Consider the following 26,257-nt stretch of genomic DNA (forward strand, 5'->3'; position numbering starts at 1 on the left):
TGACAAATTCTCAAATATTATAGTAGTTTAGAAAAGATGGGCGGATAGCTCAGATGGGAGAGCGCAGCCCTTACAAGGCTGAGGTCACAGGTTCGATACCTGTTCCGCCCATGTTTGTGGGGTGGTAGTTCAGCCCGGTTAGAACGCTTGCCTGTCACGCAAGAGGCCGCGGGTTCAAGTCCCGTCCACCCCGCCAATAAAATCAAGGGTTTGTGAAGGAAAGTTAAAATCCTATATCCCTCAGGCTTTTGGGAAATTGTATTGGTGATTCTAAGGTCTCTACTCCTGCAACTTTTAATGCTTCCTGTATGAAGTTTTGAAATGTGCTTTTTACTCGTTCAAACTTTTCTTTTAGTATAGGCTCCAATCCATGAGCAAGTATGGAGTTGTTTCTCAATTTGAGACATTCAAGAAGTTCGTTCTTTCTTTCCAGATAAAGTTTTCCTAAATCATCATCCATATGAGCGAGGAGTTCATAGCTCTTTATGAGAGGAAGCTTGATTACACCGTTTTCACTATTCTTTTTACACTCTGTTTGCAAAAATGTCACAGCCTTTTCATTAAGCATAGGAAGCTCATCACATTTTATGTTTGAATTGTCTATTTCATGAGTCTTTAACCTGAGCTGTGCCACCATCTCAATGGCTCTGTAGTATCTGGCAATAGAGTCATCAAACTTAGCCTGTTTAGCTCTTCTTTCAGCATTCATAATAAGGTCAATAACTTTCTCATAACCATGAGATGATTTTTTCCCGAGAATTTGCTTCAGCCAGAGATAATGATTAATTATTGCCTTTTGAACAGAGCTGTCCTTTGGAAGGGCTTTAATTATTCTTTCAAACTCTTCAAAAGCAGACTGATGATAAAATTTATCCCATAAAACAAAGGCATTAAGTATGTCCTTTAGTAGCATTATTTCGTCTTTTATTTCCCTTGGAATGGGAGTTTTAAGATAGTTTTTAGCTTTTTCAATGATTTCCTCGTAATAGTACTTCTGCATTAAAGTATCAAAGTATTTCCTGTCAATTTTGTAAAGGAGATTTTTCTTAGTTATTGGTATGGGACAATCTCCGCTGTCAATTTTAATAAGATTTGTTCTGTGGGCAGTGTTAAGTTGAAGCTCCCATCCATCCTGAAGAATACTAAGAATCACAAGTGCTACACTCATGGTTTTCGTTCCTCCAGTATAGTTCGCAATGACTCTGATACCTTGTTTGTCTGGAAACTTCTCCTTTAGTCTGGGAAGCAATTTTCCTTCAAGCTCTTTAAAGGTTTCATCTAAGTCATCTATAATGTTCACAGGAAGAAGTATTTTTTCATACTTTTCTTCTGAAAGATTGCACTCTTTTGCAATAATTTTATCACCCTCTTTCAAGGGATTACCATCAACCAGTCTTTCTGATGCCACCTCAGATTTTCCAGATGAACATATAAAATAGATGAAGTCAAACTCATCTTCCTTTATGGAGTTTATAATGGGCACAGGGCTTCCACCAACAGTGAAAATTCCAATTTTTTTCATACTTTTACTCCTTCTGCTTTATTTTTATTAAATTATATCAAATTGAACTGGTCAAAACATCACAATCTTTTGAAAATCAATAAGTGTGCAGCCTCTTCTTATAAATATCAGAGAGTGTTTAAAAACTCACAAGTGTTTTGCCTGAGCAATCAGGCTATGCAGCCTCAATTTTCTATGGCAAATTTAAGGATACTATGATAAAATGAAAAAAATAAACTGATGGAGGTGAAAACATGAAAAAAGTTTTGGTGCTTTATTATTCAAAAACTGGAAATACAGAGAAAATGGCTAAAATGATTGCTCAGGGTCTTGCGGATAAGGGTGTAAATGTTGATTTAAAAAAAGTTGAACAAGCAAGTGTTGACAGTCTTCCAGATTATGATGGCTATATAATCGGCTCACCAAATTATTTCGGAACAATGGCAGCTGAGGTGAAAAAATTTATTGATGAGTCTGTTAAATATTACAGAAAAATTGAGGGAAAGCTTGTAGCAGCATTCACATCAACTGGAATGATTGGTGGAGGAGGAGAAACAGTCTGTCTTGATATTCTGAAAGCATTTTTAATTCATGGATGTATATGCCTGGGTTTTACAAGGCTTGGACACTACGGGCCTGTTTCAATTGGAAATCCTGATGAAAGAATTGAAAGAGAAATAGGTGAAATGGTAAGTAAATATGCAGAGGTTTTAAAAAGAATATAATGTTTGATAGAAAAAAACAGCTTAGATGGGCTTCTTTAAAAGCAGGTATTGTTATAACAGCTACACTCCTCATTGTATTTTTTGTGATAATTTTTTCAGGTGGAATACAATCTATTTTTACAAAAAGAGTTCCATTAAGTATTTACATATCAGATGTAAAAGGCCTGCGTAAAGGCGCTCCTGTAAGAATGGCAGGAGTTGATGTGGGAGTTGTAAATGAAATAAAACTGAGCAAAGAATATGGAACAGTTGTAAAAGTTTCAATAGATGAGAGTGTTTTAAGCTATTTAAGATCAGATGCAAAGGCAACTGTTCAGACAATAGGATTACTTGGCGATAAATACATTGAGATATCTCCTGGTGAATCTCAAGAAAGCTTTGACATATCAAAAGGCATGCCTGGATATCCTCAAACAGAAGCAAGAGAAATAATCGGAGTCGCAGCTTCAACAATGACAAAAATTGAAAGATTGATTGAAAAAATTAACTCATTAGTAGCAAAATTTGATAAAGCTGAAGGAACTATTCCAAAAATGATCAATGACCCAACCCTTTATAATAATCTAAATGCAACAGTTTTGGAGCTCAAAAAAACAGTTGAAGAAATAAGAACTGGTAGTATAGGGATGCTTTCAAGGGATAAGGAGGCTTATCAAAGACTTTCAATAGCTTTGAAAAACTTTGAAGAAGCCTCAAACAAGATATCCTCACAACAGGGCACACTTGGAAAAATGATAAATGATCCCTCTCTTTACGAAAGTCTTCTTAAAAATTCTCAAAGGCTTGAAAGCCTTCTACAAGAAATTGAAAGCTCTCAGGGAACGCTTAAAATGCTCATTAAAGACAAAACAGTGGCTGAAGAGTTAAAACAAAGCATAAAGGAGCTTAAGGAACTCATCGAAGAAATAAAGAAAGAGCCGAAAAAATTTTTCAAATTTAGCATATTTTAGTTATAATTTTTTATGGCGACTCTTGATATAAAAAAATATCCCGATGAAGTCTTAAAAAATAAAGCTGAATTGGTCAATGATCTTAGTGGAGATTTACAAAAACTAATTGATGATATGATTGAAACCATGTATAATTTCAATGGGGTTGGACTGGCTGCTCCGCAGGTGGGAGTTTTAAAAAGACTCATTGTTATTGATACATCTGCAAGACAAGAAAATCAATCTCTTATTGTTTTAATAAACCCTGAAATAATAAATTCAGAGGGCGAAATTCTCTCTGAAGAAGGATGTCTGAGTTTACCTGGTTTTATAACGAGGCTTAAAAGAAATGAGAGAGTTTTTGTGAAAGGGCTGGACAGAAAAGGTAATCCAGTAGAAATTGAAGCAACAGGACTTCTTGCAAGAGCACTGCAACATGAAATAGACCATCTTGATGGCATTCTTATTATTGATAGGATAAGTCCTCTTAAAAGAGAACTTTTCAGAAGAAAATATTTAAAAACAAAGAAATAGCATTGTCATGCCAGCAGGGATAATCTTTTTTGGCACTCCAGAGTTTGCAGTTCCTACGCTTAAATCTTTAATTGAAAGAAGAGAAAAGATACTCCTTGTAATCACACAGCCTGACAAACCAAAAGGAAGAGGGAAAATTATTCAACCATGTGAGACTAAAAAAATTGCTGTAGAATTCGGGCTTAATGTGGCACAGCCAGAAAAATTGAAAGATGAAAGCTTTATAAAGATGTTAAAAGAATTAAATCCTGAATTCGGGATAGTTGTTGCATACGGGAAAATTCTTCCAAAGGAAGTTCTTGAAATACCAGAATACGGTTGCATAAATTTACATGCCTCGCTTTTACCAAAATACAGAGGAGCAGCACCGATCCAATGGGCATTAATAAAAGGAGAAAAAATAACCGGTGTGACAACCATGCTTATTGATGAAGGACTTGATACAGGTCCAGTGCTTTTACAAAAAGAAGTTCCCATAGAAGATGAAGACAATGCTCAGAGTCTTGCACATAAGCTTTCTATAGTTGGTGCAGAATTAATTATTGAAACAATTGAAAAAATGAGAAAGGGACAAATACAACCAAAGCCTCAGGAGGGCGAGGCAAGCTATGCACCCCAGCTTAAAAAAGAAGATGGCAAAATTAACTGGAATGCCCCAGCTAAGGAAATCGTAAATCTTATTCGAGGAACCTATCCATGGCCATGTGCATACAGTTTTTTAAAAAATGAAAGAGTAAAAATAATTAAAGCAGAGGCTCTTGCTGGCAAGGCACCTGCAGGCATGATTGTTAAAGCAAAAGATGAATTAATTGTGGGAACAGGCAATGGCTTATTAAAAATTCTTCTTATTCAACCTGAAGGGAAAAAAGTAATGACAGCAAAAGAATTTCTCTCTGGAAGAAAAATAAATGAAACCATGGATTCATTTTCTTAGAGGTTTTGTTCTTAAAGTTCTTTATCCAGTTTTAATGCTTGTGGGAGCCTTTTTAAAATCTAAAAAAGCTGATTTTCAGGCATACATTGTAAGGCTTAATAATCTTCTTGTAATGCGGGACAGTTTTTATCCAAAAAAAATACTCCTTCTGCTTCCACATTGCATTCAAAACTCAAAATGCGATGTAAGACTCACCTTTGATGTTTATAAATGCCGCAGATGTGGAAAGTGTAAAATTAAAGATTTAATAGAGCTTGCAGAAACTTACCATATATCCATTGCTATAGCAACAGGTGGAACTATTGCAAGAAAAGTAGTAAAAGAGGTTAAACCAGATGCAATTGTTGCAGTTGCCTGCGAAAGGGATCTTTCAAGCGGAATAGTTGATACCTATCCAATTCCTGTTATTGGAATTCTTAATGAAAGACCTTTTGGACCCTGTATTGATACAACTGTTTGTTTAAAAAGCGTTGAGGATGCAATTAAATGGTTTATAAATCGCCAAGAAAAACAGCAGTAGCAATTTTAACCAGAGTATTGTCCCAGAGGAAATCTCTGAAATCTCTGCTTACTGATGAAGTTCTTTCCTCTTTTAATAAGTCAGATAGAGCATTTCTCATAGAAGTTTTATATGGTACTCTGAGAAATTTACATTTGATTGACTATTTAATTGAAGGCTTCTTTAAAAATAAAAAAGGGCTTTCTGCCTTTACAATAAACAATCTAAGAACAGCGGTGTATCAGTTGCTCTTTATGAAAATTCCAGAATATGCTGTAACCTGCGAGGCTGTAAATGTTGAAAAAAGCTTCAATGGGAAACCCTCTGTTGTAAATGCCATATTAAGAAATTTTATAAAAAATTATTCTGGTAAAAGTCTGGAAGAAATTTTTAATAGCAATTTATCTCTTTCAGTAAAATATTCTCATCCTGAGTGGCTTGTAAAAAGATGGCTTAAAAGATTTCCATTAGAGGAGGTAGAATCTCTTCTTAAAGCAAACAATGAAAAAGCACCATTTAGTATTGCTGTAAAACCTGAAGAAAGAGCCCTTGTAGCAGAGTATTTAACAGAAAAAGGATTTAAAGTAGAATTTTCAGAAATCGTTCCGTCAGGATTAAAAATACAGGGACAGGGCTACGAAATAAGACAAAGTCTTCAACAAGCACCTTTTTTCTGGATTGTTCAGGATGAAGCCTCTCAGCTTGTATGTTTTCTTTTAGAAGCCTTTGAAGGTGCAAGAATTCTTGATGCCTGCGCAAGCCCTGGAGGTAAGACACTTCTTACTGCAGCATTAATGAAAAAGGGAGAAATTATCTCAGTTGAAAATAACAGGGTAAGATTTAAAATCTTGCAGGAAAACATTAACAGATTGAGAAAATTTGTCCCTCATGTAAAAATAAAGCCTCAGCTTGCAGATATTCATCAGATAGAGTTTAAACATTCCTTTGACAGAATTATTCTTGATGCACCCTGTTCTTCTACAGGAGTTATTAGAAGAAATCCTGATGTAAGATATAGAGTAAATGAAGAGGAAATTAAAAGGCTTTCAGAAATTCAAAAACATATGATTGAAAAGGTTGTACAATTTTTAGCTAAAGACGGTATTCTTTTATACTCTGTTTGTTCAACAGAACCCAATGAGGCAGAAGAAGTAATTGAAAGTTTTTTACAGAAACATGACGAATTTAGTAGTATAAAAAAATTACGAACATATCCGCACACAGACGGAATGGATGGATTTTTCATGGCTAAGCTTTTAAGAATCAAATGAGAAGAGTTTTATACATAGCAGGAGCAATATTTGGAGGCTTTTTAGCAGGTTATTTTTCTTTGACCATCTTTGTTTCAGGAGGAACTATAGAAGTTCCAGATTTAAGAGGAAAAGACATTGTTCAGGCAAATCAAATACTTAAAGAAAAGGGACTTTACATACGAATTGATGGAGAAGAATATTCAGAAATACCTGCAGGAACAGTTTCAAGACAAATTCCACCAGCAGGAACAAAAGTTAAAAAAGGAAGAGAAATTGGAGTAGTAATAAGTAAAGGTCTGCGGTTTACAACTTTGCCTGATGTAAGAGGACTGAGCTATGAAGAGGCTGAAAAAATTTTGAATGAAAAAGGAATTCCAGTGGAAAAAATTATTAAAATTCATTCAGAGATGTATCCTGAAAATACAGTTATAGCCCAATCACCAGAGCCTGAGGAAGGAGGAAAAGCAATAAAACTAATTGTGAGTCTTGGTAAAAATGAAGATGAAAATTATTAAAAAAGCTGAACATTTAAGAACTGCGGGTTTATTTAGAGAATCATTGAAACTATGGAAAAGAATATATAAAAAAGCTTTAAAAAAGGCAGACATTGCCTTAACCTCAGATGCTTTAATTGCCTTGGGAGACTTAAACAGAATCATTGGAAATTTTAAAATTGCTATTTCTTATTATGAAGAAGCCTGTGAGATTGCTCAAGCTGTTGGAAATAAACTTTCAGAGGCAGATGCCCTAACTGGAATAAGCCTTTGCAAAAAAGCAACAGGAGAGTGGAAAGAAGCACTAAAAATTTTAAAAAAAGCAAGAAAAATTTATGAATCTTCTGATGACAACAAAGCAATATATTTTACCCTGTGGGCAGAAGGAACCATATGGAGATGGGGTGGAAGAATTAAAAAATCTATTGATAGTTTTCATAAAGCTCTTGAGGGATTCAAAGAAATCAAAGACAATGAAGGAATTGGTTACAGTTGCTGCGGACTTGGTGGAAGCTTAAGAATTTATGGTAATTATGAAGAGTCAATGAGATATTACAAAATGGCTAATGAAATATTTCATAAAATTGGAGATAAATTTGGCATTGCTTACTCATTTTGTGGCATAGGTAATGCCCTTAGAATGATGAATGATTTTAAAGGAGCTGAAGAAAATTTTAAAAAAGCCTTGGATATTTACAGTAAAATCGGTGATATTGTAAGTTCATCCTATACTCTATGGAGTATGGCAATGGTGTATATCTTGAAAGGAAAATATAAAACAGCGTTGCAATATATTGAAAAAGCTGAAAAAAATTTCAAAAAGTGTGAAGACCCCCGAGGACTAATATATTGTAAACTTCAAAGAGGAATGATTCAGTATCTAAACAAAAAGAAAAAAATGGCAGTAAAATATTTCAATGAAGCATGGCAAAACGCTCAAATTCACGACTTTGCCCTTGAGAGAAAATATGCTCAGGCTTTACTTAACGGGAAATATTCTTTGCCTTATAATATTCCATAGAGTATAATTTATGATGACAAATACAAGGATAATAACAATTCCAAACATACTAAGTTGTCTCCGCATATTTCTTGTACCCTTTTTCATTATTGCAATGAATTCAAAGGACTACTCAGCAGCATTAAAAATTGTAATTGTTGCAGGTTTAACTGACAGCCTTGATGGAATTATTGCAAGAAAATTTAATCAGATATCAAAACTTGGAGTATTTCTTGATCCTCTGGCAGATAAACTTCTTCTTCTGAGTATCATGGTAACTTTTTACATCAATGAACTTGCACCAAAATGGTTCATAATACTGGTTTTCATAAGAGATACTCTTGTAGCCACTGGATGGTTAGAAATTTACTTAAGAAAAAGGAAAATAACAAAACCAACACTGCTTGGGAAAATAAGCAATGCCTCACAGGTAATTATATTTGGCTATATTCTTCTTTCTACAAACATTAACATCCCATCAATACCTCAAGTTGGATATTTTTTGGTAAGTTTTCTTGCAATTACATCACTACTTCAATACGTATTTATAAGATTTAAAGATGGTAAAATCAGGAGTTAAGATTGAATACATCCATCCTAAAACTCCTGCCCAAAAAGCAGGATTAAAAGAAGGAGACATAATACTATCAATAAACAGACATTCTGTCAAGGATGCGCTTGATTTAATGTTCTATGGCGAAGAAGATTTTCTCAAAATTATAGTTGAAAGAGATGGCAAAAAAATAAGTTTTAATATTAAAAAGAAAACAAAGCCCCTTGGAATTGAAGTAGAGCCTTTCAGAATAAAAAGATGCATAAATAAATGTTTGTTTTGTTTTGTTGAGCAGCTTCCAAAAGGATTAAGAAAGTCTCTCTATGTTAAAGATGAAGATTACAGAGCAAGTTTTCTTTATGGAAACTATATTACATTGACAAATCTCACTCAGAAAGACTATGAAAGGATAAAAAAAATGAGACTCTCCCCTCTTTATATCTCTGTTCATGCCACAGACCCTAAGATAAGAAACACCCTTTTAGGAAACTTCGATGCTACACCAATTATGATGGAATTAAAAAAACTTGCGAGGATCAAAATCAGAATGCATACTCAGATAGTGCTCTGTCCAGGGTTCAATGACGGAGAAATACTTGAAAAATCAATCTTAGACCTTTACAAACTTTATCCATATGTATCTTCAGTAGCCATTGTTCCCGTGGGACTTACAAAATATCATAAAAATGCACTTACTCCTGTAACAAAACACACAGCTGAAGAAGTAATAAAAACTGTTGAAAAATTTCAGAGACGCTTCAGAAAAAAACATGGAGTCAGCTTTGTTTATCTTGCCGATGAGTTTTACATTAAAGCTGAAAAAACATTTCCTGATTTAAATAACTACGATGACCTTCCTCAGATTGAAAACGGAGTTGGGATGGTTCCATTGTTTATGCACAAAGCAGTAAAGCTGACTATACCATCAATGAAATTAAAAAAAAGATTTGTTACTTTTACAGGAACATCATTTTATCCCTATCTTTTTGATTTTATTGAAAAACTGAAGAAAAAAAACATCCCAATTGATGTTTATCCTTTAAAAAACAACCTTTTCGGAGAAACAATAACAGTAACAGGGCTTTTAACTGGCGAAGACATAATTAAAGGATTAGCTTCATATATAGAAACAGGAGACATTCTTTTGATCCCCGATGTCACAATGAAGGATTCTGAAGACATGTTCATAGACAATTTAACAATAAGTGATATTGAAAAGATTTTACAGATTAAAGCAATAAAAATTAATTCAGAACCAGAATCTCTTTTGAAGGCAATCAAAACTTAAAATGTTCATTTCTTTCTGACAATTGATTTTCCTCAGAATCATGTTGCAATCCCTTTTAAATGAGGTCAAGTTTTCTACTTTTTCATTAAATTTTTATATCGATTACATTAAAATGCATTTTAATTAAAAAGTTAATCTTCCTTAGGGCATCGACTCCCTCGGAATGAAACGATGAGGAGAGGTTGTAAGTTTTTAACCAGTCTCGTATAATATATTGAAAAATACATAAAGGAGGCAGATTATGAAAAAGCTTCAGGCAGATGAAGTCTATAAAAAATGTGACCACAATATATTTGACTTTGAAACAACTGAAGAGCTTCAACCTCTTGCAGGAACAATCGGGCAGGACAGAGCAATTGCCTCTTTGGAGTTTGGTTTAAATCTGCCAGCTAAAGGTTTTAACATATATGCTCTTGGCGAACAGGGCACAGGTAAGATGCGTGCAATAAGAACTCTTCTTTCTGAAAAGGTAAAAAAAGAACCTGTACCACCTGACTGGTGCTATCTTTATAACTTTAAAAATCCTGATGCTCCAGTGGCTGTTAGTTTACCAGCAGGCAGGGCAATAGAATTTCAGAAAGACATGGAAAATCTTGTAAATACATTAAAAGTAGAAATTCCGAAAGCTTTTGAGTCAAAAGAATATGACAAACAGAGAAATAAAATCCTTGAAGATTTTCAGCAAAAACAGAGAGAATGGTTTTCCACAGTTGAAGAGGAAGCAAAGGCAAAAGGCTTTGCAATTCGTAAAGCTCTTGCAGGATTAATAATTGTTCCTGTAAAAAGAGATGGCGAGCCCCTTACAGAAGAAGAGTTTCAGGCTCTTGATCCTGATACAAGAAAACGAATTGATGAACTTGGTAAAATGCTTCAGGACAAACTTGATGATGTTGTAAGAGCTGTGAAAGAAGCAGAAAAATTGGTAAAGGACATGCTTATAAGACTTGAACGTCAGATTGCTCTTGATGTTATAGAACAGCCAATTGAAGAGATCAAGAAAAAATACTCTTTCAATGGAAAAATAATAGAATATCTTGATGCTGTAAAAGAAGATATTCTTAACAACATTCAGGATTTTAAAATTCAAGAGGAGACTGTTCCTCCAATGCCTCCATTTATGAAGATTCAGAGAGAGGTTTCTTTTTCTAAATACAGCGTAAATATTCTGGTTGACAACTCTGCTACAGAGGGAGCACCTGTTGTGTATGAACCAAATCCAACATATCTCAATCTTTTTGGAAGAATAGAATACAAAATTCAATACGGAATGGCAATTACTGATTTTACAATGATTAAGCCTGGCTCACTTCATAAGGCAAATGGTGGTTATCTTGTAATTGATGCTATGGCTTTAATAAAAAATCTTTTTTCCTATGATGCATTAAAAAGAGCATTAAGAAGTAAAGAAATCCGCATAGAAGATGTATGGGAGCAATACAGACTCATAACAACAACTACTTTAAGACCAGAGCCAATTCCATTAAATGTTAAAGTCATTCTTACTGGAACACCGTTTCTCTATTACATACTTTACAACTATGATGATGAATACAGGGAACTCTTTAAAGTTAAGGCAGATTTTGATATAAGAATGCCAAGAACTGAAGAGAACATAAAAAAATATGCTCAGTTTGTCTCCCTTTGTCAAAAAGAAGAAGGACTTCTTCCATTTCATAAATCAGCTGTGGCAAAAATTGTTGAATATGGTTCAAGACTGGCAGAGCATCAGGAAAAGCTTTCAACTCAATTCAGTAGCATTGCAGATCTTATAAGAGAATCCCATTTCTGGGCAAAAAAAGATGGCAAGAACCAGGTTTATGAAGAACATGTCAATAAAGCCCTTGAACAGAGAGTTTACAGATCAGCAAGCATAGAAGAAAAACTAAGGGAGCTGATTCTTGAAGATGTTTTGATTGTAGAGACATCTGGCAGAAAAGTAGGACAGATTAACGGACTTGCTGTCATTGATCTTGGAGATTACAGCTTTGGCAAGCCTTCCCGTATTACTGCAAGAGTCTATCTTGGTAAAGCTGGAATAGTGAATATTGAAAGAGAAACAAAGATGTCGGGCAAGATTCATGAAAAGGCAGTTATGATTCTTTCAAGTTATCTATGGAGTAAATACGCCATAAAAAAACCAATAAGTCTGAGTGCTTCCCTTACATTTGAGCAACTATATGAAATGATAGAAGGTGATAGTGCAACCTGTGCAGAGCTTTATGCTCTTTTAAGCAGTATTGCTGAGATACCTCTCAAGCAAAATATTGCTGTTACAGGCTCAATGGATCAAAAAGGAGAAGTTCAGCCAGTTGGTGGAATAAATGAAAAAATTGAAGGATTTTTTGAACTCTGTAAAATCAGAGGACTTGATGGAACTCACGGAGTAATCATTCCAAGAAGAAATATGAAACATCTGATGCTAAAGGAGGAGATTCAAAAAGCTATTAAAGATGGTGCTTTCCATATTTATGCCATTGATTACGCAGAGGAAGGGCTTGAAATACTTACAGATATGCCAGCAGGTGAGTTAGGGCAGGATGGAACATATCCAGAAGGAACGATAAACTATTTTGTAATGAAAAAGCTTGATGAGATGTCAGAGTTGTTTAAGAAGAAGGAAAAAGAAGAGGAAAAGAAGAATGAAAAATAAAAGATCATTTAAAGGCTTTAAAAACAGTGGAAATTAAAAAGAAAAAGATTAAAATTGTTGAGATTGATGCTCCAAGCGGAATTCCTGAGTAAAAGGAAAGAAAAATTCCTGAATAGGATGAAAAAATAGAAATAATAATTGATAATATTACCGTAGTTTTAAGGCTTTTGCAGAGCTGCATTGCAGTTAGAGGAGGAATAATCATAAGAGCACCAATTAAAAGTGCTCCCATTGTTTTTATTGATATGGAAATTGACAGTGCTACTGCAGTGGCAAAAAGCATTTTAATTCCTGCTGTATTAATTCCAGAGGCATGAGCAATTTCTTCATCAATGCAGAGATTTAATATTTTTTTATAATATTTAAGCAGGAAAGCTCCACAAATTAAAGCACCAGCAAGAATAAGATAAACATCCCCCTTTGTTACAGTAGAAAGACTTCCAAAAAGTATATTCATTATTGAACCTGTGCTACCAGATAATGCTATAAAAACTACTGATAGTGAAACACCTGCATAAAGAAAAAAAGAAAGAGAACCCTCTGCTGGAAGCTTGTCTTTTGCTCTAAGTTGCTCAACAGAAATAGAGATAATAAGACTCAATAAAATAAGCAAAACAAGGGAATTTATCTTTAAAAAAAGGCTTAATGCCAGAGCTAAAAATCCAACATGAGCAAGGGTATCAGCAAAAAAGGCATATCTACGCAAAAGTAAAAATACTCCAAACACAGGAGCCAGTGGAGCTACAAAGGTTATAACCAGGAAAGCTCTCTTTATAAGACTTAACTCAAATATTTCAAGCATTTTTATGGGGAAAAACAGTATGTTCAGGATATAACATGCCCATATATTCATCTTTAAGAATTTTCTGCGGCTCTCCGAGACAGACAACTCTTTTATTCAGACATAGAATACATTTTGCTTCATGGGCAAAAGTTGCTATATCATGAGTAACCACAACTATTGTAATTCCAAAATTCTGATTAAGGTTCTCAAGTATCTGAAGCAGTTCATCCATTGAATAAGGATCAATACCTGTAGTTGGTTCATCAAGCAGTAAAATTCTTGGTCTGCAAGCAATTGCTCTTGCAAGAAATGCCTTCTGCCGCTGACCGCCAGAAAGTTCCCTGATTAATTTCTTTTTTAAATGGGAAATTTTGAAAACATCCAGTGCCCATTCAATATTGTCTTTTTTAAATTTTTTGTGCCAGCTTCTAACAAGTTCTTCTACTGTAAATGGAAACTCATATATTGTCTGGGATATTCTCTGAGGTAGATATCCTATAGACTCTGATTTTAAATATTCCTCTGGAGTCACTCCATAAATCAATACCTGACCTCTTTGAGGTTTTATTATGCCAAGTATTAACCTTAGCAGAGTTGTTTTACCTGCTCCATTTGGTCCTATAATTCCGAGATAACAGCCTTCAGGTATCTCAAGATTAATGTCCTCAAGCACAAAAATGCTGTCAAAGGCATAGTAAACATTTTTTAAGGTTATTGCATTCATTTACATTTTAATGCAGTTTTTAAAACTTTAAGATTTTCATTCATTGCCTGAAAGTAATCTTGCTGTGAAATTTGATGAAATGTGTTAAATTTCATTATTTTTGCCCCTGTTTCCTCTGCCAGAGCCTTGGCAATCCTATCTCCTTCTGGTTCTGAAATTATGTATTCAATGGAATTTTTCTTTATAAAATCTTTAAGCTCCTTAATTCTCTTTAAAGAAAGTTCTTGCTCTGGATCATGGACAATGAAATGAGATTTAAATCCGTATTTTTGACTAAGATAATTTAAAAATTCATGAGTCACTATCACATCCTTTAACTGGCAGTTTGATAGAGTTTGCCTGTAATCAGTATCAAGTTTTTTTAGTTTGTCGCTATAAATTAAAAAGTTTTTCTCATATTCATCCTTTTTTTGTGTAATTTCCTGAGCCTTGTCTTTTATGACTTTAATAATTTCCAAAACCTTTAAAGGATCCAACCACACGTGAGGGTCTATTTCATCACCTGAGGAGTACTTTTGCAGAGAGATATAATCCTGCAGCCTTACTACTTTTACTCCTTTTTGATTGAGTTCATCTCTTATTTTGTCAATCCATCGGTCAATATCTGTATTGCCAAGATAAATTATCATGTTTGCCTTGTAAAGTTTTTGAATATCCTTTAAAGAAGGTTCGAAGTGGTGAGGGTCTACTCCTTGAGGAATTAAGTTATAAACCTTGGCCTCTGGAATTATCCATTTTGTGAATTCTTGAATAGGATAAAAACTTGTATAAACCGTAAATTCGGATTTTTCAGATTTTTGTGAGCATGAAACAAAAATTAATAAAGCAAACAAAAAAATTATAAACCTTTTCATTCTTTGACCTCCTACATCGAAAAGATATCTTTTATTTTATCTTTTAATCCCTTTGAAGTTTTTTTGATTTCTTCTCCAGAGACTCTTGCAAATTCTTCAAGAAGTTCTCTCTGCCGCTCATTAAGCTTTTTAGGTACATCTATATAAACTGTTACAATCTGATCTCCTCTGTGAGTACCTCCTACTCTTGGAAGTCCTTTACCCTTGAGTTTAAAAACTCTACCAGAGGGTGTTCCCGCAGGTATTTCTATCTTTGCTTTGCCATCAATTGTTGGAACTTCAACTTCTCCACCAAAAACTGCTCTGACAAATGAAATGGGAATGGAACAGTAAAGATTTATTCCTTCTCTTTTGAAAAACTCATGCTCTTTAACATTGACATAAATATAAAGATCACCACGGGGTCCGCCAAATTCTCCCATTTCTCCTTCGCCACTAACCTTCAATTTAGTGCCTGTATCAACACCAGGAGGAATATGAATTTTTAACTCTCTCTCTATCCTTACCTTACCATTTCCAGAACAATCAAGACATGGGTCTTTAATAATTCTTCCAGTTCCACCACATTTTGAACATGTCTTTGATACTGAGAAAAATCCCTGATTGTATCTGATATATCCAGTTCCACCGCAGGATGAGCATATAATTGGCTCACTGCCTGGTTTTATTCCAGAACCATTACAGGTTTCACATATTTCCCAGCGGAAGAATTTAATTTCTTTTTCAACGCCTTTAGCTGCTTCTTCAAGGGTAATTGTAATATCATATCTTAAATCAGCTCCTCTTTTAGGTCTGTTTTTCCTGAATCCAAAGCTACCGAAAAATCCTTCAAATATGTCTTCAAATATATCTGTAAAGGTTGTATAAGTTTCGTATCCAAATCCTGTAGAGGCTCCTTCTGCTGTGCCATATCTGTCGTAGTTTGCTCTTTTTACTGGGTCACTAAGACATGCATAAGCTTCATTTATCTCTTTAAACCTTTCTTCTGCCTCTTTGTTGCCAGGATTTAAATCAGGATGATACTGTCTTGCAAGGCGCCGGAACGCCTTTTTTATTTCTTCCTGAGAGGCGTCCCGGCTTACTCCGAGAATACTGTAATAGTCCTTCATTTATTATCTTTGTCCTCTACTTCAGCTTCTATTACATCTTCCTCTTTTTTAGTCTCTGAAGAAGTACCAGCACCTGCCTGTGATGCACCTGCATGCCTGTAAAGTTCTTCAGCAATTTTGTGTGAGGCTCTTGCAAGCTCTTCTATAGCAGACTTTATTTCATTGATATCATTGCTTGTGTCTTTAATTCTACGGCATTTTTCAATGGCATCCTGAATCCTCTTTTTGTCTTCCTCTGAAACTCTATCTCCCATGTCTCTTAATGTTTTTTCAACAGTGTATATCATGTTGTCAGCTTCATTTCTTGCCTCCGCAAGCTGTTTTTTACGCCTGTCTTCCTCTGCATGAGCTTCAGCCTCTCTGATCATTCTTTTAATTTCTTCCTCTGTAAGTCCGCTTGATGCTGTAATTTTAATTGATTGTTCTTTACCTGTTGCAAGATCTTTTGCAGAAACATGAAGAATTCCATTGGCATCTATATCAAAAGTAACTTCTATTTGTGGCACTCCTCTTGGTGCAGGAGGAATTCCAACAAGTTCAAATACTCCAAGAAGCTTGTTATCAGCAGCCATTTCTCTTTCACCTTGATATACCTTTATAGTGACTGCAGTCTGGTTATCAGCAGCTGTGGTAAATATCTGAGACTTTTTTGTTGGTATTGTAGTATTACGTTCAATAATTTTTGTAAATACTCCGCCAAGCGTTTCAATTCCAAGGGAAAGAGGTGTAACATCAAGAAGCAAAACTTCTTTTACTTCACCTTTAAGAATTGCTGCCTGAATTGCTGCTCCAATTGCAACAACCTCATCGGGATTAACACCTTTGTGAGGCTCTTTTCCAAAAAATTCTTGAACAACTTTTTGAACCTTTGGAGTTCTTGTCTGCCCACCAACAAGAATAACCTCGTCTATCTGATTTTGAGAGAGTCCAGCATCTGCAAGAGCTTTTTTACATGGCTCAAGGCTTTTCTGTATTAAATCATCAACGAGCTGTTCAAGTTTAGCTCTTGTGAGCTTCATAAGAAGGTGTTTCGGACCTGATGCATCAGCTGTTATAAAGGGAAGATTTATTTCTGTTTCCATTGCTGAGCTTAGCTCAATCTTTGCTCTTTCGGCAGCCTCTTTAAGCCTCTGAAGTGCCATTCTATCTTTACGAAGATCTATCCCTTCCTGCTTTTTGAATTCCTCTATCAGCCAGTCCATAATTCTTATATCAAAATCATCACCACCAAGATAGGTATCACCATTGGTAGCTTTTACTTCAATTACACCTTCTCCTATCTCAAGTATAGAGATATCAAAGGTTCCACCACCAAGGTCATAAACAGCGATCTTTTCTTCCTTTTTCTTTTCAAGTCCGTATGCAAGAGCTGCTGCTGTTGGTTCATTGATGATTCTCAGGACATTTAATCCTGCAATACGGCCTGCATCTTTTGTTGCCTGACGCTGGCTATCATCAAAATAAGCAGGCACTGTAATTACTGCTTCTGTAACAGGCTCTCCAAGATAGTCCTCAGCAGCCTGTTTAAGCTTCTGAAGAATCATCGCAGAGATTTCAGGTGGAGAGTATCTTTTACCCATGATTTCCACATGAGCATCTCCATTTGGAGCTTCAACAATTTTATAGGGGAGTCTTTTTTTAGCTTCCTGCACTTCCGGGGAGTTATATTTCCTACCCATCAATCTTTTTATGGAAAATATTGTATTTTCAGGATTTGTTATTGCCTGTCTTTTTGCAACCTGTCCTACCAGCCTTTCACCTTTATCAGTAAAGGCAACCACAGAAGGTGTTGTTCTCTGTCCTTCCTGATTTGGTATTACAACTGGCTCACCACCAATAACTACTGCAACAACAGAGTTCGTTGTGCCAAGGTCTATTCCTATTGCTTTTCCCATTGTTTAATCCTCCTTTTTATTTGTGTCTTGAGCACCCGAGGGGTGCATACCCTTTTCCGAGGGTTTACATTTGCGAGAAACAGCTACCAGCGGTTCTCTTAAAAGTTTGTTTTTATACATGTATCCTTTTCGCAATTCTTCTACGATAATGTTATCATCCATATCTGCTGTTTCAACTGTAGAGACTGCATGATGCAGTTCAGGATTAAAAGCCTGTCCAATTGTTTCCATCTGCTTTACTCCGTATTTTTCTAAAATGCGTAAAAATTCTTTAAGAGCGTTTTCAACACCCTGTTTCATACTCTCAAGCCACTGCGAATTCAGTTCATTCCCTGCATGTTTAATAGCCAGTTCAAAATTGTCTATGACTGGCAGTAAATCCTTAATCAGTTTTTCATTGGCATAATTTATCAGTTCCTCTCTTTCTTTTTGAATCATCCTTTTATAGTTTTCAAACTCAGCATACAATCTCAAATACTTCTCTTTTTGCTGATTTAGCTCATTTTGAAGGTTTTCAATAATATCCCTTGGCTTGTCTTCAAGGGCTGAGCCTTCATAGGAAATTTCTTCGGTTTCTTTATTTTCAGGTACCTCTTCCTTTTTTATCTCTTCCATTTTTTCTCCTCCTAATCTGAAAGTGTTTTTGTCAACACCCGTGCAAAGGCATTAACTAACATGATTGCTCTTTGATAGTTCATTCTCTTTGGACCAACAAGAGCAATAACACCGAGAGATTTATCTTTTTCTTTATATGGTGAGGCAATTATACTGAAGTTTTTGAATTCTTCCAAAGGATTTTCCTCTCCTATTATAACTTTTATATCATCATCCTCTGAAATGTTTTCAAAGAGTTTAAGCAAAAGATGTTTGTCCTGAATAGTTTTTGCAACTTCTCTGAGCTTTTCTATATCAGAAAAATCAGGCAAATGCATTATATGATAAAGTCCTGACACATAAACATCTTCCATTGAAAAATACAATGCTTCCTGACACATCTTTAAAATCTTAGTAATCAGTTTATCCCAGAAAATTTTTTCCTTTTTTATTCTTACAAGAAGGTCTTCTCTTATTTCATCAATTGTTTTTCCCTGATAATTTCTATTGACGAAATCAGCAAGGCTGTTAAGTTCGTTTTGAGTAATTTCAGGATAGGCTTTTATTATTTTATTTTTAACAATTCCTTTATCGTTTACAACAACTGCAATTACAAGATCATCTTTAAACTTTATGAAATCCACCCTCTGGAGTGCAGTTTTTTCAGTTGCCGGTAAAACAGCCAGTCCTAAATAATGGGTAGCCTGAGACAAACTCTGAGTTGCTTCCAGAAACAGTGAATTCATATTGTTTCTCAGTTTTCTCAGTTTTTTTGTTAAATTTTCTATTAATTTTTTAATTTCCAATGAATTGATAACTAAGGCTTGCTGACATATGTAATCAACATAAAACCTGTACGCTCTGTCTGTTGGTACTCTTCCTGCTGAAGTATGGGGCTGTACGAGAAAACCAGCATCTTCTAAGTCTGACATTATATTTCTTATAGTTGCAGAGCAAACATCAAATCCGTATTTTTTCATAATATAACGGGAACCAACTGGTTCTGGTTTCTCAATATAACTCTCTACAACTGCACAAAGTATTCTCTTAGTTCTTTCATCAAACATTATATTTTTCATTTTAGCACTCTCCATTATTAAGTGCTAACATTTAAAAATTATCATGAAAACTTTAAAAAAGTCAAATATTCTACCAGTCAAGTTCTTTGTTTAAAAGTTTCTGATAAATGTCTTTTGGCAGAAAACAGCTTCTGTGCAGATCCTCAGTGTAAAGTTTTGTCGATATTTTTACATGTTTTCTCACTTCGCGGGGATCTAAGGATTTTGAGCCCACTGAGAAGCTCCACCAATTGCCAGCATAGGTTGCAATAGAAGCTGTGTAAAGGTCAACAATGGGGAAAATAAGCTTCATTGAGTTTTGAACTTCATAAACAAGCTCTTTATGAAAGATGAGTGATTCGGAAAGGGTTACAAACATTCCATCCTGAGTAAGGGCATCTCTGACTGATTTAAAGAACTCAACAGTAAAAAGACTTTTAGCAAAACCTATTATATCAGTAGAATCAACAATTATAACATCAAGGCAATTTTCCATCTCCTTTATAAACTCTGCTCCATCCATGCATCTTACCTCTACTCTTGGATCATCTATAGCTTTAGATACAGAGGGGAAAAATTTTTTTGAAACATTTATCACTTCTTCATCAATTTCTATAAAATAAAGCTTTTTTACGCAGTCATGCTTAAGAACCTCTCTTACTGCTCCACCATCTCCACCACCTATAACTGCAACAGTTTTTGCTTCTGGATGAGCGTGCATGAGGACATGGGTTAACATTTCATGATATATAAACTCATCTCTTTCAGTGAGTTGAACAACGCCATCGAGAACAAGAATTTTTCCAAAATAGGCATTTTCAAAAACCATAATTTCCTGAAATTTACTTTTCCCTTTATAAAGCACCTTTTCTACATCATACACATATTGAATCGGTGCATAGGGGTCTTTCTCAAAAAATTTAATCATAGTATCCTCCTAAATTAAAAATGTTTTTGGTACAGAAAATCCATTAAATTCTGAAGCATAGGATATAGTATATGCTCCAGCAGAAAGAATAAGTATAAGGCTTCCCACATCTGGTTCAGAAAGAAGGACTTCCCTGTCTATGACATCAAAGCTATCACAGCTTGGACCTGCAATTGTCCACAGTTTTTGCTCTCCTCTGCTTCCAACTACATATTGATATTTAATGCCTCCTATGCTTTCCATTAATCCATTGAAAACACCCACATCTATGTAAAGCCAGTTTTCATCTCCTCTTTGAGCTTTACCAATAATTCTTGAGACAAAAACTCCAGCATCTCCCACCACTGCCCTGCCAGGCTCAATAAAAATCTCCGTATCAGGAAAATATTCCTCAAGAAGTGAATTAATCTTACTTTCTATTGTTTCTATGGAAGGAACTTTCTTTGTGTATTCAATAGGATATCCACCTCCAATATTAAGCATTTTTATATCAATTCCTGCCTTTTTAGCGAGTTCTTTTACCTGCCTTGCCTTGTCTATAGCAGTGTGCCAGTTATAAATGTTACTGCATTGAGAACCAACATGAAAGGTAATACCTACAGGGTGAAGCCCTTTGTGTTTCGCATAAATAAGTAACTGTACAGCTTCTTCCATTTCAACTCCGAATTTTTTACTAAGGGGCCATTCACTTCCTTCATTTGGAACAGACAGTCTTACATAAACTTTTTTTTCAGGTGCATATTTTGCCATTTTATCCACTTCTACTTGTGAGTCAAAGGCATAATATTCAATACCATATTGCACTGCTTCTTTAAGAAATTTAAAAGTTTTTATTGGATTACTCGTTATTATTCGCTCAGGTTCAACATTAAGCTGTTTAAGAATTGCAAGCTCTCCCTCTGAAGCTATCTCAAACCCGATATTGAAGGTATTAAGAAATCTCAATACCTCTATATCTGGATTAGCTTTTACTGCATAGAAAACTTTTGAATTCTTAATTCCCTTACCAATCATTGAAATTTTCTCTTTCAGGGTTTCTCTATCAATAAGAAGATAAGGTGGTTCATCATCATGAGAGGCTATCCAGTTTAGAACTCTGTCCATAAGTGTGTTTTTCATAATTTTAAAATTTTATCATATTCTATGATAGAATAAAAAATGGAAAATGAAAGACTAAAAAATCTAAGGGATAGGATTGACAGGATTGATAGAGAAATTCTCAAACTTTTAAATGAAAGAGCCAGAATTGCCATAGAAATAGCACAAATAAAGAAAGCTGAAGGACTTTCATTCTATGACCCTGTAAGGGAAAAAAAAATCATTGATAAAGTTTTAAAAATAAATGAAGGACCTTTTTCTAATGATGTAATTAAAACTCTTTTCAGGGAAATTCTTTCAGCCACGCTGGCACTTCAGGAATCACAAAAAGTGGGTTATCTTGGACCCGAAGGCACATTTACCCATCTTGCTGCAATAAAATATTTTGGAAGTTTTGCTCATTTTGAGCCTCAGGATAGCATTAAATCTATTTTTGAATCTGTTGAAAAGGGACTGTCCCGGTTTGGCGTTGTTCCAATAGAAAATTCAAATGAAGGAACTGTTACCTATACTCTTGACATGTTTATGCAGCATGAAGTAAAAATCTCGGGGGAGATAATAATTCCTATAACCCTTCATCTTCTTTCTCTTACAGGAGAAAAGGAAAAAGTAAAAAAAATCTACACTCATCCTCATGCAAGGGCTCAATGCAGAGAATGGTTGAGAAAAAATATGCCTGATATACCCCTGTATGATGTTGCCTCCACTGCTGAGGCAGCAAAGCAGGCCTGTATGGATGCAGAAATTGCAGCAATTGCGAGCGATTTTGCTGCAAACATGTATGGACTCAAGTTTGTCGCAAAACACATTGAAGACTACAAAAACAACTACACAAGATTCTTTATACTTGGAAAAACTTTTCCTAAGAAAACAGGATCAGATAAAACCTCTATCATGTTTTCCCTTCAGGATAAACCTGGTGCTCTTTATAATGCTTTACAGCCTTTTAAGGATGCCAACATAAATCTTACAAAAATAGAATCACGTCCAGCAAAGATGCGCAAGTGGGAGTATATATTCTTTGTTGATTTTATTGGGCACATTGAAGACGAAAATGTAAAACAAACCCTTGAAAAAGTAAAAGATTACTGTATAGAGCTTGTTCATCTCGGATCATATCCAATTTTTGAATAAAAGGGAGGCTTTTATGGTCAAACCGCTGCCTTATGTTCAAAAGATTCAGCCCTATATTCCTGGCAAACCAATTAAAGAGGTGGAAAGAGAGCTTGGCATCAAGCAATGCATTAAGCTTGCATCCAATGAAAATCCTCTGGGTCCTTCACCAAAGGTTGTACAGGCTATCAAAGAATTTCTCTCAAATCCTTCTGAGCTTGCAAGATATCCAGAAGGAAGCGGATTTTATCTTAAGAATGCTTTATGTGAATTATTTGCCAAAAGAGGATTAAATCTTACACATGATGAAATAATTCTCGGCAATGGCTCAAATGAACTTATTGATATTGCTGTAAAAACTTACATTGGTCCAGGGGACGAAGCAGTTATGGCTACTCCTTCTTTTGTTGTCTATGCAATGAGTGTGACAGCACAGGGTGGAATTGCAAAGGAAGTGCCACTTAGAGACTACAGACATGACCTTGAAGGAATGCTTAAGGAGATAACAGACAGAACAAAAATCGTATTCATAGCTAATCCCAATAATCCAACAGGCACAATGAACTACAGAGAAGAATTTGATAGCTTCATGAAGGCTCTCCGAGAAGACATACTTGTTGTGGTAGATGAAGCCTATTATGAGTATGTTACAGAGTCAGATTATCCTGATACTTTAAGATATTTTAAAGAGGGAAGGGATATACTGATTTTAAGAACCTTTTCAAAAGCCTATGGATTGGCAAGCCTGAGAATAGGTTATGGAATTGCAAAAAAAGAAATCATTACAGAGATGAACAGAATAAGAGAACCCTTTAACACAAACACCATTGCTCAAATTGCTGCAGAGGCTGCTTTAAAAGATGAGGAGCATTTAAAAAAAGTGATTGAAATTAACGAAAAAGGCAAGCAATATCTCTATTCTGAGCTTGATAAAATAAAACAAATTCAATATCTCCCCACACAGACAAACTTCATTTACATAATACTGCCTGAGAGTATTTCATCTAAGGAAGTTTTTGACTCGCTTCTCAGGCAGGGAGTCATTATAAGACCTGTAGGACCAAGACAGATAAGAGTTACAATTGGTTTGCCTGAAGAAAATAAAACTTTTATAGAAAGTTTAAAAAAATTTTTTGGAGGTTAAACGATGGATATTATTGTATTAAGACCAGATGCAACTGAGGAGCAGATTGAAAAAATTGTGAAAAAACTTGAGGCAAAGGGACTTAAACCCCATGTCTCAAGGGGAACTGAAAGAACAATTATCGGAGTAATTGGAGACACCTCAAAAGTAACAGAGGATGAGGAAAATGCAATAAGAGCAATTCCAGGTGTTGAAGATGTTGTAAGAATCCTCAAACCCTACAAACTGGCAAGCAGAGACTTCAAAAGATTAGACACTATAATTCAGGTTGATGATTGCCAGATTGGAGGCAAAAGAGTACATATTGCAGCAGGTCCATGTGCTGTTGAAAACAGGATTACACTTCTTGATATTGCTGAAAAAGTCAAAGCCTCAGGCGCAACATTCTTGAGAGGTGGTGCCTTTAAGCCACGCACATCTCCTTATTCCTTTCAGGGATTGGGTGTTGAAGGACTTAAATATCTCAAAGAAGCAAAGGAAAGAACTGGGCTTCCTGTGATAAGCGAAATAATGGATCCAAGAGACATAGATGTAATGCTTGATTATGTTGATATTCTTCAAATCGGCACAAGAAACATGCAGAATTTTAGACTTCTTATGGAAGTTGGCTCAGTTGACAAGCCTGTTGTGCTTAAAAGAGGAATGTCTGCAACAATAAAAGAGCTTCTCATGGCAGCAGAGTATATTCTTTCAAGAGGTAATGAAAAGGTCATACTCTGTGAAAGAGGTATAAGAACTTTCGAGACAGCTACGAGAAATACTCTTGACCTGAGTGCTGTTCCTCTGCTTAAATCCCTCAGTCACTTACCAGTTGCAGTTGACCCAAGTCATGGTGTTGGAAAGCGTGAGCTTGTTGAGCCAATGGCAGTTGCTGCAGTTGCTGCTGGTGCTGACATGCTTTTGATTGAGGTTCATACAAATCCTGAAGAAGCTCTCTCTGATGGTGAGCAATCTTTGACTCCTGAGCAATTTAAAAATATGATGAAAAAAATTCAAGCTGTAGCTAAGGCTATTGGCAGGGAAGCATAATGGAGGATGGATTTAAAACTGTATCAATCATTGGAGTTGGCTTAATCGGAGGTTCCTTAGCCTTAGCATTAAAAGAAAAAAAACTGACTGAAAAAATTATCGGATATGGAAGAAATAAGGAAAGGCTTAAAAAAGCTTTTAAGCTTGGCATAATAGATACATATACTGATTCCCTTAAAGAGGTCTGTGAAGCAGAACTTATTGTTCTTGCAACCCCCCTGGGAGTATTTGAAAAAATCACTTCAGAAATGGCTACTTATCTAAAAAAAGACACAGTGGTTACTGATGTGGGAAGTGTTAAAGAAGAAGTGGTTAATAAACTTGAAAGATTAATGCCGAAAGGCGTTTACTTTGTTGGAACACATCCTATTGCTGGTTCAGACAGGACAGGATTTGAGTATGCAAAAGCTCAACTTTTTGAAGGCTCAAAGGTCATCATTACTCCAACAAAAAACACTAACAGATCTGCATTGGAAAGAGTTGCGAAACTATGGACTAAAACAGGAGCCCAGGTTGAGTTCATGACTCCTTCTGAGCATGACAGGATTTATGCTCTTGTAAGTCATCTTCCTCATTTAATCTCATTCTGCCTTGTAAACACTGTGGCAGAAATGGATAAAAAATTTATAAAATACGCTGGTTCTGGATTTAAAGACACAACGAGAATTGCTAAAAGCTCACCAGAACTCTGGGCTGATATTTTTGCAATGAATGATAAAAATGTTTTACAGTGCCTTGAAATTTTCGCAAAAAAGCTTGAAGAGGTTAAACAGATGCTTTATAGAAAAGAGTTTGAAGGAGTCAAAAAATTTATAGAAGAATCAAAAAAGTTAAGGCAGGAGCTTGATTTATAATGGGGGAATGAATCTTGACCTTACATTCATAGTAAATGAAGATGGTAAAAGCCTCAAAGACCGTTTTGAACAGCTAATAAAAGACTGCAAATTCTTTGATTGCCTTGTAGCTTATTTTTATGTAAGCGGATTTCATTTAATTTATAATGCACTGAAAAATACTGAAAAGCTTAGAATTCTTGTAGGAATTGGCATTTCAAAAGAATCCTACAATCTGGTAAAGAAGGCAGAACAAGAAAAACCATCACATTACGAGACAAAACAGGAAATAGAAAAATTGATTGAAGAGGAAATGGCTGAATCAGAAGACAGCGAAAATGTTGAATCAGGCGTGCAGAAGTTCATTGAATGGATAAATACTGGAAAAATTGAAATAAGAGCTTATCCCTCACAGAATCTCCATGCAAAACTTTATATTCTCACTTTTAGGGAAGGAGACAGAGATATAGGAAGAGTCATCACAGGTTCAAGTAATTTTACTAAATCTGGACTTCAGGATAATCTTGAATTCAATGTGGAGCTTAAAAACGCTTCCGATTACGAGTTTGCAAAACAGAAATTTGAAGAATTATGGAAAGATGCTGTTGATGTCACTGAAAAATATGTTCAGACAATAAAACAAAACACATGGCTGAATGAAAATATCACTCCTTATGAACTTTATCTAAAATTTCTATATGAATATTTTAAAGATGAATTGAGCAGAACTGACG

At 35.2% G+C, this 26,257-nt stretch carries 26 protein-coding genes and 2 tRNA genes; 18 read left to right on the top strand and 10 right to left on the bottom strand.

Features of this window, described 5'->3' with window-relative positions; genetic code table 11:
• Positions 1-38 precede the first annotated feature (38 nt).
• Both ACP5O9_RS02735 and ACP5O9_RS02740 read left to right on the top strand, forming a co-directional pair.
• A tRNA-Val gene (locus ACP5O9_RS02735) sits at positions 39-111 on the top strand.
• 7 nt (positions 112-118) lie between these two features.
• Positions 119-196, top strand: a tRNA-Asp gene (locus tag ACP5O9_RS02740).
• A 27-nt stretch (positions 197-223) separates the two neighbouring features.
• Here ACP5O9_RS02740 and ACP5O9_RS02745 read toward each other — a convergent pair.
• Complete coding sequence (locus ACP5O9_RS02745) at positions 224-1,522, bottom strand: TIGR02710 family CRISPR-associated CARF protein (protein ID WP_428723392.1); 1,299 nt, start codon at positions 1,520-1,522, stop codon at positions 224-226.
• A 233-nt stretch (positions 1,523-1,755) separates the two neighbouring features.
• On the opposite strand from ACP5O9_RS02745, the gene ACP5O9_RS02750 reads away from it, so the two are divergent.
• The 11 genes from ACP5O9_RS02750 to ACP5O9_RS02800 all read left to right on the top strand — a co-directional run bounded on the left by ACP5O9_RS02750 (position 1,756) and on the right by ACP5O9_RS02800 (position 12,360).
• A complete protein-coding gene (locus ACP5O9_RS02750) occupies positions 1,756-2,226 on the top strand; it encodes a flavodoxin family protein (protein ID WP_353686093.1) in 471 nt (156 codons plus the stop codon).
• Positions 2,226-3,176, top strand: coding sequence for an MlaD family protein (locus tag ACP5O9_RS02755; protein WP_353686092.1), 951 nt, complete (start codon positions 2,226-2,228; stop codon positions 3,174-3,176). Before ACP5O9_RS02750 ends, ACP5O9_RS02755 begins: the two co-directional genes overlap by 1 nt.
• Before the next feature lie 12 nt (positions 3,177-3,188).
• Positions 3,189-3,689: a peptide deformylase gene (gene def / locus ACP5O9_RS02760; protein ID WP_353686091.1), complete on the top strand. Its 501-nt coding sequence runs from the start codon at positions 3,189-3,191 to the stop codon at positions 3,687-3,689.
• Positions 3,690-3,696: 7 nt separating this feature from the next.
• A complete protein-coding gene (gene fmt / locus ACP5O9_RS02765) occupies positions 3,697-4,623 on the top strand; it encodes a methionyl-tRNA formyltransferase (protein ID WP_353686090.1) in 927 nt (308 codons plus the stop codon).
• Positions 4,598-5,143 (top strand): DUF116 domain-containing protein, encoded by a 546-nt coding sequence (locus ACP5O9_RS02770; RefSeq protein ID WP_353686089.1) that lies wholly within the window; start codon positions 4,598-4,600, stop codon positions 5,141-5,143. The genes fmt and ACP5O9_RS02770 overlap by 26 nt, the downstream gene beginning before the upstream one ends.
• Entirely contained in the window at positions 5,110-6,393 is a 1,284-nt protein-coding gene (gene rsmB / locus ACP5O9_RS02775; RefSeq protein WP_428723393.1) for a 16S rRNA (cytosine(967)-C(5))-methyltransferase RsmB, read from the top strand. The genes ACP5O9_RS02770 and rsmB overlap by 34 nt, the downstream gene beginning before the upstream one ends.
• On the top strand, positions 6,390-6,890 hold the full coding sequence (locus ACP5O9_RS02780; RefSeq protein WP_353686087.1) for a PASTA domain-containing protein: 501 nt from the start codon (positions 6,390-6,392) through the stop codon (positions 6,888-6,890). Before rsmB ends, ACP5O9_RS02780 begins: the two co-directional genes overlap by 4 nt.
• Positions 6,877-7,890: a tetratricopeptide repeat protein gene (locus tag ACP5O9_RS02785; RefSeq protein WP_428723394.1), complete on the top strand. Its 1,014-nt coding sequence runs from the start codon at positions 6,877-6,879 to the stop codon at positions 7,888-7,890. Before ACP5O9_RS02780 ends, ACP5O9_RS02785 begins: the two co-directional genes overlap by 14 nt.
• Before the next feature lie 10 nt (positions 7,891-7,900).
• Positions 7,901-8,449: a CDP-alcohol phosphatidyltransferase family protein gene (locus ACP5O9_RS02790; RefSeq protein WP_353686085.1), complete on the top strand. Its 549-nt coding sequence runs from the start codon at positions 7,901-7,903 to the stop codon at positions 8,447-8,449.
• Positions 8,430-9,710: a DUF512 domain-containing protein gene (locus ACP5O9_RS02795; RefSeq protein WP_428723395.1), complete on the top strand. Its 1,281-nt coding sequence runs from the start codon at positions 8,430-8,432 to the stop codon at positions 9,708-9,710. Before ACP5O9_RS02790 ends, ACP5O9_RS02795 begins: the two co-directional genes overlap by 20 nt.
• 241 nt (positions 9,711-9,951) lie before the next feature.
• Positions 9,952-12,360, top strand: a complete 2,409-nt coding sequence (locus tag ACP5O9_RS02800; RefSeq protein ID WP_353686083.1) for a Lon protease family protein — start codon at positions 9,952-9,954, stop codon at positions 12,358-12,360.
• A 4-nt stretch (positions 12,361-12,364) separates the two neighbouring features.
• Here ACP5O9_RS02800 and ACP5O9_RS02805 read toward each other — a convergent pair whose 3' ends face one another.
• The 9 genes from ACP5O9_RS02805 to ACP5O9_RS02845 all read right to left on the bottom strand — a co-directional run bounded on the left by ACP5O9_RS02805 (position 12,365) and on the right by ACP5O9_RS02845 (position 21,425).
• Positions 12,365-13,162: a metal ABC transporter permease gene (locus tag ACP5O9_RS02805; RefSeq protein ID WP_424905080.1), complete on the bottom strand. Its 798-nt coding sequence runs from the start codon at positions 13,160-13,162 to the stop codon at positions 12,365-12,367.
• Positions 13,155-13,868: a metal ABC transporter ATP-binding protein gene (locus tag ACP5O9_RS02810; RefSeq protein WP_428723396.1), complete on the bottom strand. Its 714-nt coding sequence runs from the start codon at positions 13,866-13,868 to the stop codon at positions 13,155-13,157. The genes ACP5O9_RS02805 and ACP5O9_RS02810 overlap by 8 nt, the downstream gene beginning before the upstream one ends.
• Complete coding sequence (locus ACP5O9_RS02815) at positions 13,865-14,722, bottom strand: metal ABC transporter substrate-binding protein (RefSeq protein ID WP_428723397.1); 858 nt, start codon at positions 14,720-14,722, stop codon at positions 13,865-13,867. The genes ACP5O9_RS02810 and ACP5O9_RS02815 overlap by 4 nt, the downstream gene beginning before the upstream one ends.
• Before the next feature lie 11 nt (positions 14,723-14,733).
• Positions 14,734-15,831 (bottom strand): molecular chaperone DnaJ, encoded by a 1,098-nt coding sequence (dnaJ, locus tag ACP5O9_RS02820; protein ID WP_353686079.1) that lies wholly within the window; start codon positions 15,829-15,831, stop codon positions 14,734-14,736.
• Entirely contained in the window at positions 15,828-17,726 is a 1,899-nt protein-coding gene (gene dnaK / locus ACP5O9_RS02825; RefSeq protein WP_424905083.1) for a molecular chaperone DnaK, read from the bottom strand. The genes dnaJ and dnaK overlap by 4 nt, the downstream gene beginning before the upstream one ends.
• A gap of 3 nt (positions 17,727-17,729) precedes the next feature.
• A complete protein-coding gene (grpE, locus tag ACP5O9_RS02830) occupies positions 17,730-18,341 on the bottom strand; it encodes a nucleotide exchange factor GrpE (protein ID WP_353686077.1) in 612 nt (203 codons plus the stop codon).
• Positions 18,342-18,352: 11 nt separating this feature from the next.
• Positions 18,353-19,399 carry a heat-inducible transcriptional repressor HrcA gene (hrcA, locus tag ACP5O9_RS02835; RefSeq protein WP_353686076.1) on the bottom strand — a complete coding sequence of 349 codons (1,047 nt, stop codon included), beginning with the start codon at positions 19,397-19,399 and terminating at the stop codon, positions 18,353-18,355.
• Positions 19,400-19,469: 70 nt separating this feature from the next.
• Positions 19,470-20,306, bottom strand: coding sequence for a polyamine aminopropyltransferase (gene speE / locus ACP5O9_RS02840; protein WP_424905085.1), 837 nt, complete (start codon positions 20,304-20,306; stop codon positions 19,470-19,472).
• Between the two features lie 9 nt (positions 20,307-20,315).
• The gene (locus tag ACP5O9_RS02845) at positions 20,316-21,425 is read right to left on the bottom strand and encodes a type III PLP-dependent enzyme (RefSeq protein ID WP_424905086.1); all 1,110 of its coding nucleotides are present in this window, start codon (positions 21,423-21,425) and stop codon (positions 20,316-20,318) included.
• A gap of 39 nt (positions 21,426-21,464) precedes the next feature.
• Here ACP5O9_RS02845 and pheA point away from each other — a divergent pair, with 39 nt between their 5' ends.
• The 5 genes from pheA to ACP5O9_RS02870 form a co-directional block, all read left to right on the top strand.
• Positions 21,465-22,538, top strand: coding sequence for a prephenate dehydratase (gene pheA / locus ACP5O9_RS02850; protein WP_424905087.1), 1,074 nt, complete (start codon positions 21,465-21,467; stop codon positions 22,536-22,538).
• A 13-nt stretch (positions 22,539-22,551) separates the two neighbouring features.
• Entirely contained in the window at positions 22,552-23,661 is a 1,110-nt protein-coding gene (gene hisC, locus ACP5O9_RS02855) for a histidinol-phosphate transaminase (RefSeq protein WP_353686072.1), read from the top strand.
• 3 nt (positions 23,662-23,664) lie between these two features.
• Positions 23,665-24,690, top strand: coding sequence for a 3-deoxy-7-phosphoheptulonate synthase (gene aroF / locus ACP5O9_RS02860; protein ID WP_353686071.1), 1,026 nt, complete (start codon positions 23,665-23,667; stop codon positions 24,688-24,690).
• Positions 24,690-25,544, top strand: a complete 855-nt coding sequence (locus ACP5O9_RS02865; protein ID WP_428723398.1) for a prephenate dehydrogenase — start codon at positions 24,690-24,692, stop codon at positions 25,542-25,544. The genes aroF and ACP5O9_RS02865 overlap by 1 nt, the downstream gene beginning before the upstream one ends.
• Positions 25,545-25,551: 7 nt before the next feature.
• A partial coding sequence (locus ACP5O9_RS02870) for a phospholipase D-like domain-containing protein (protein WP_428723399.1) occupies positions 25,552-26,257 on the top strand: 706 nt, incomplete at its 3' end.

It is taken from the genome of Thermodesulfovibrio sp. (assembly GCF_049969575.1).
In the GTDB taxonomy this organism is placed as follows: Bacteria; Nitrospirota; Thermodesulfovibrionia; order Thermodesulfovibrionales; family Thermodesulfovibrionaceae; genus Thermodesulfovibrio; species Thermodesulfovibrio obliviosus.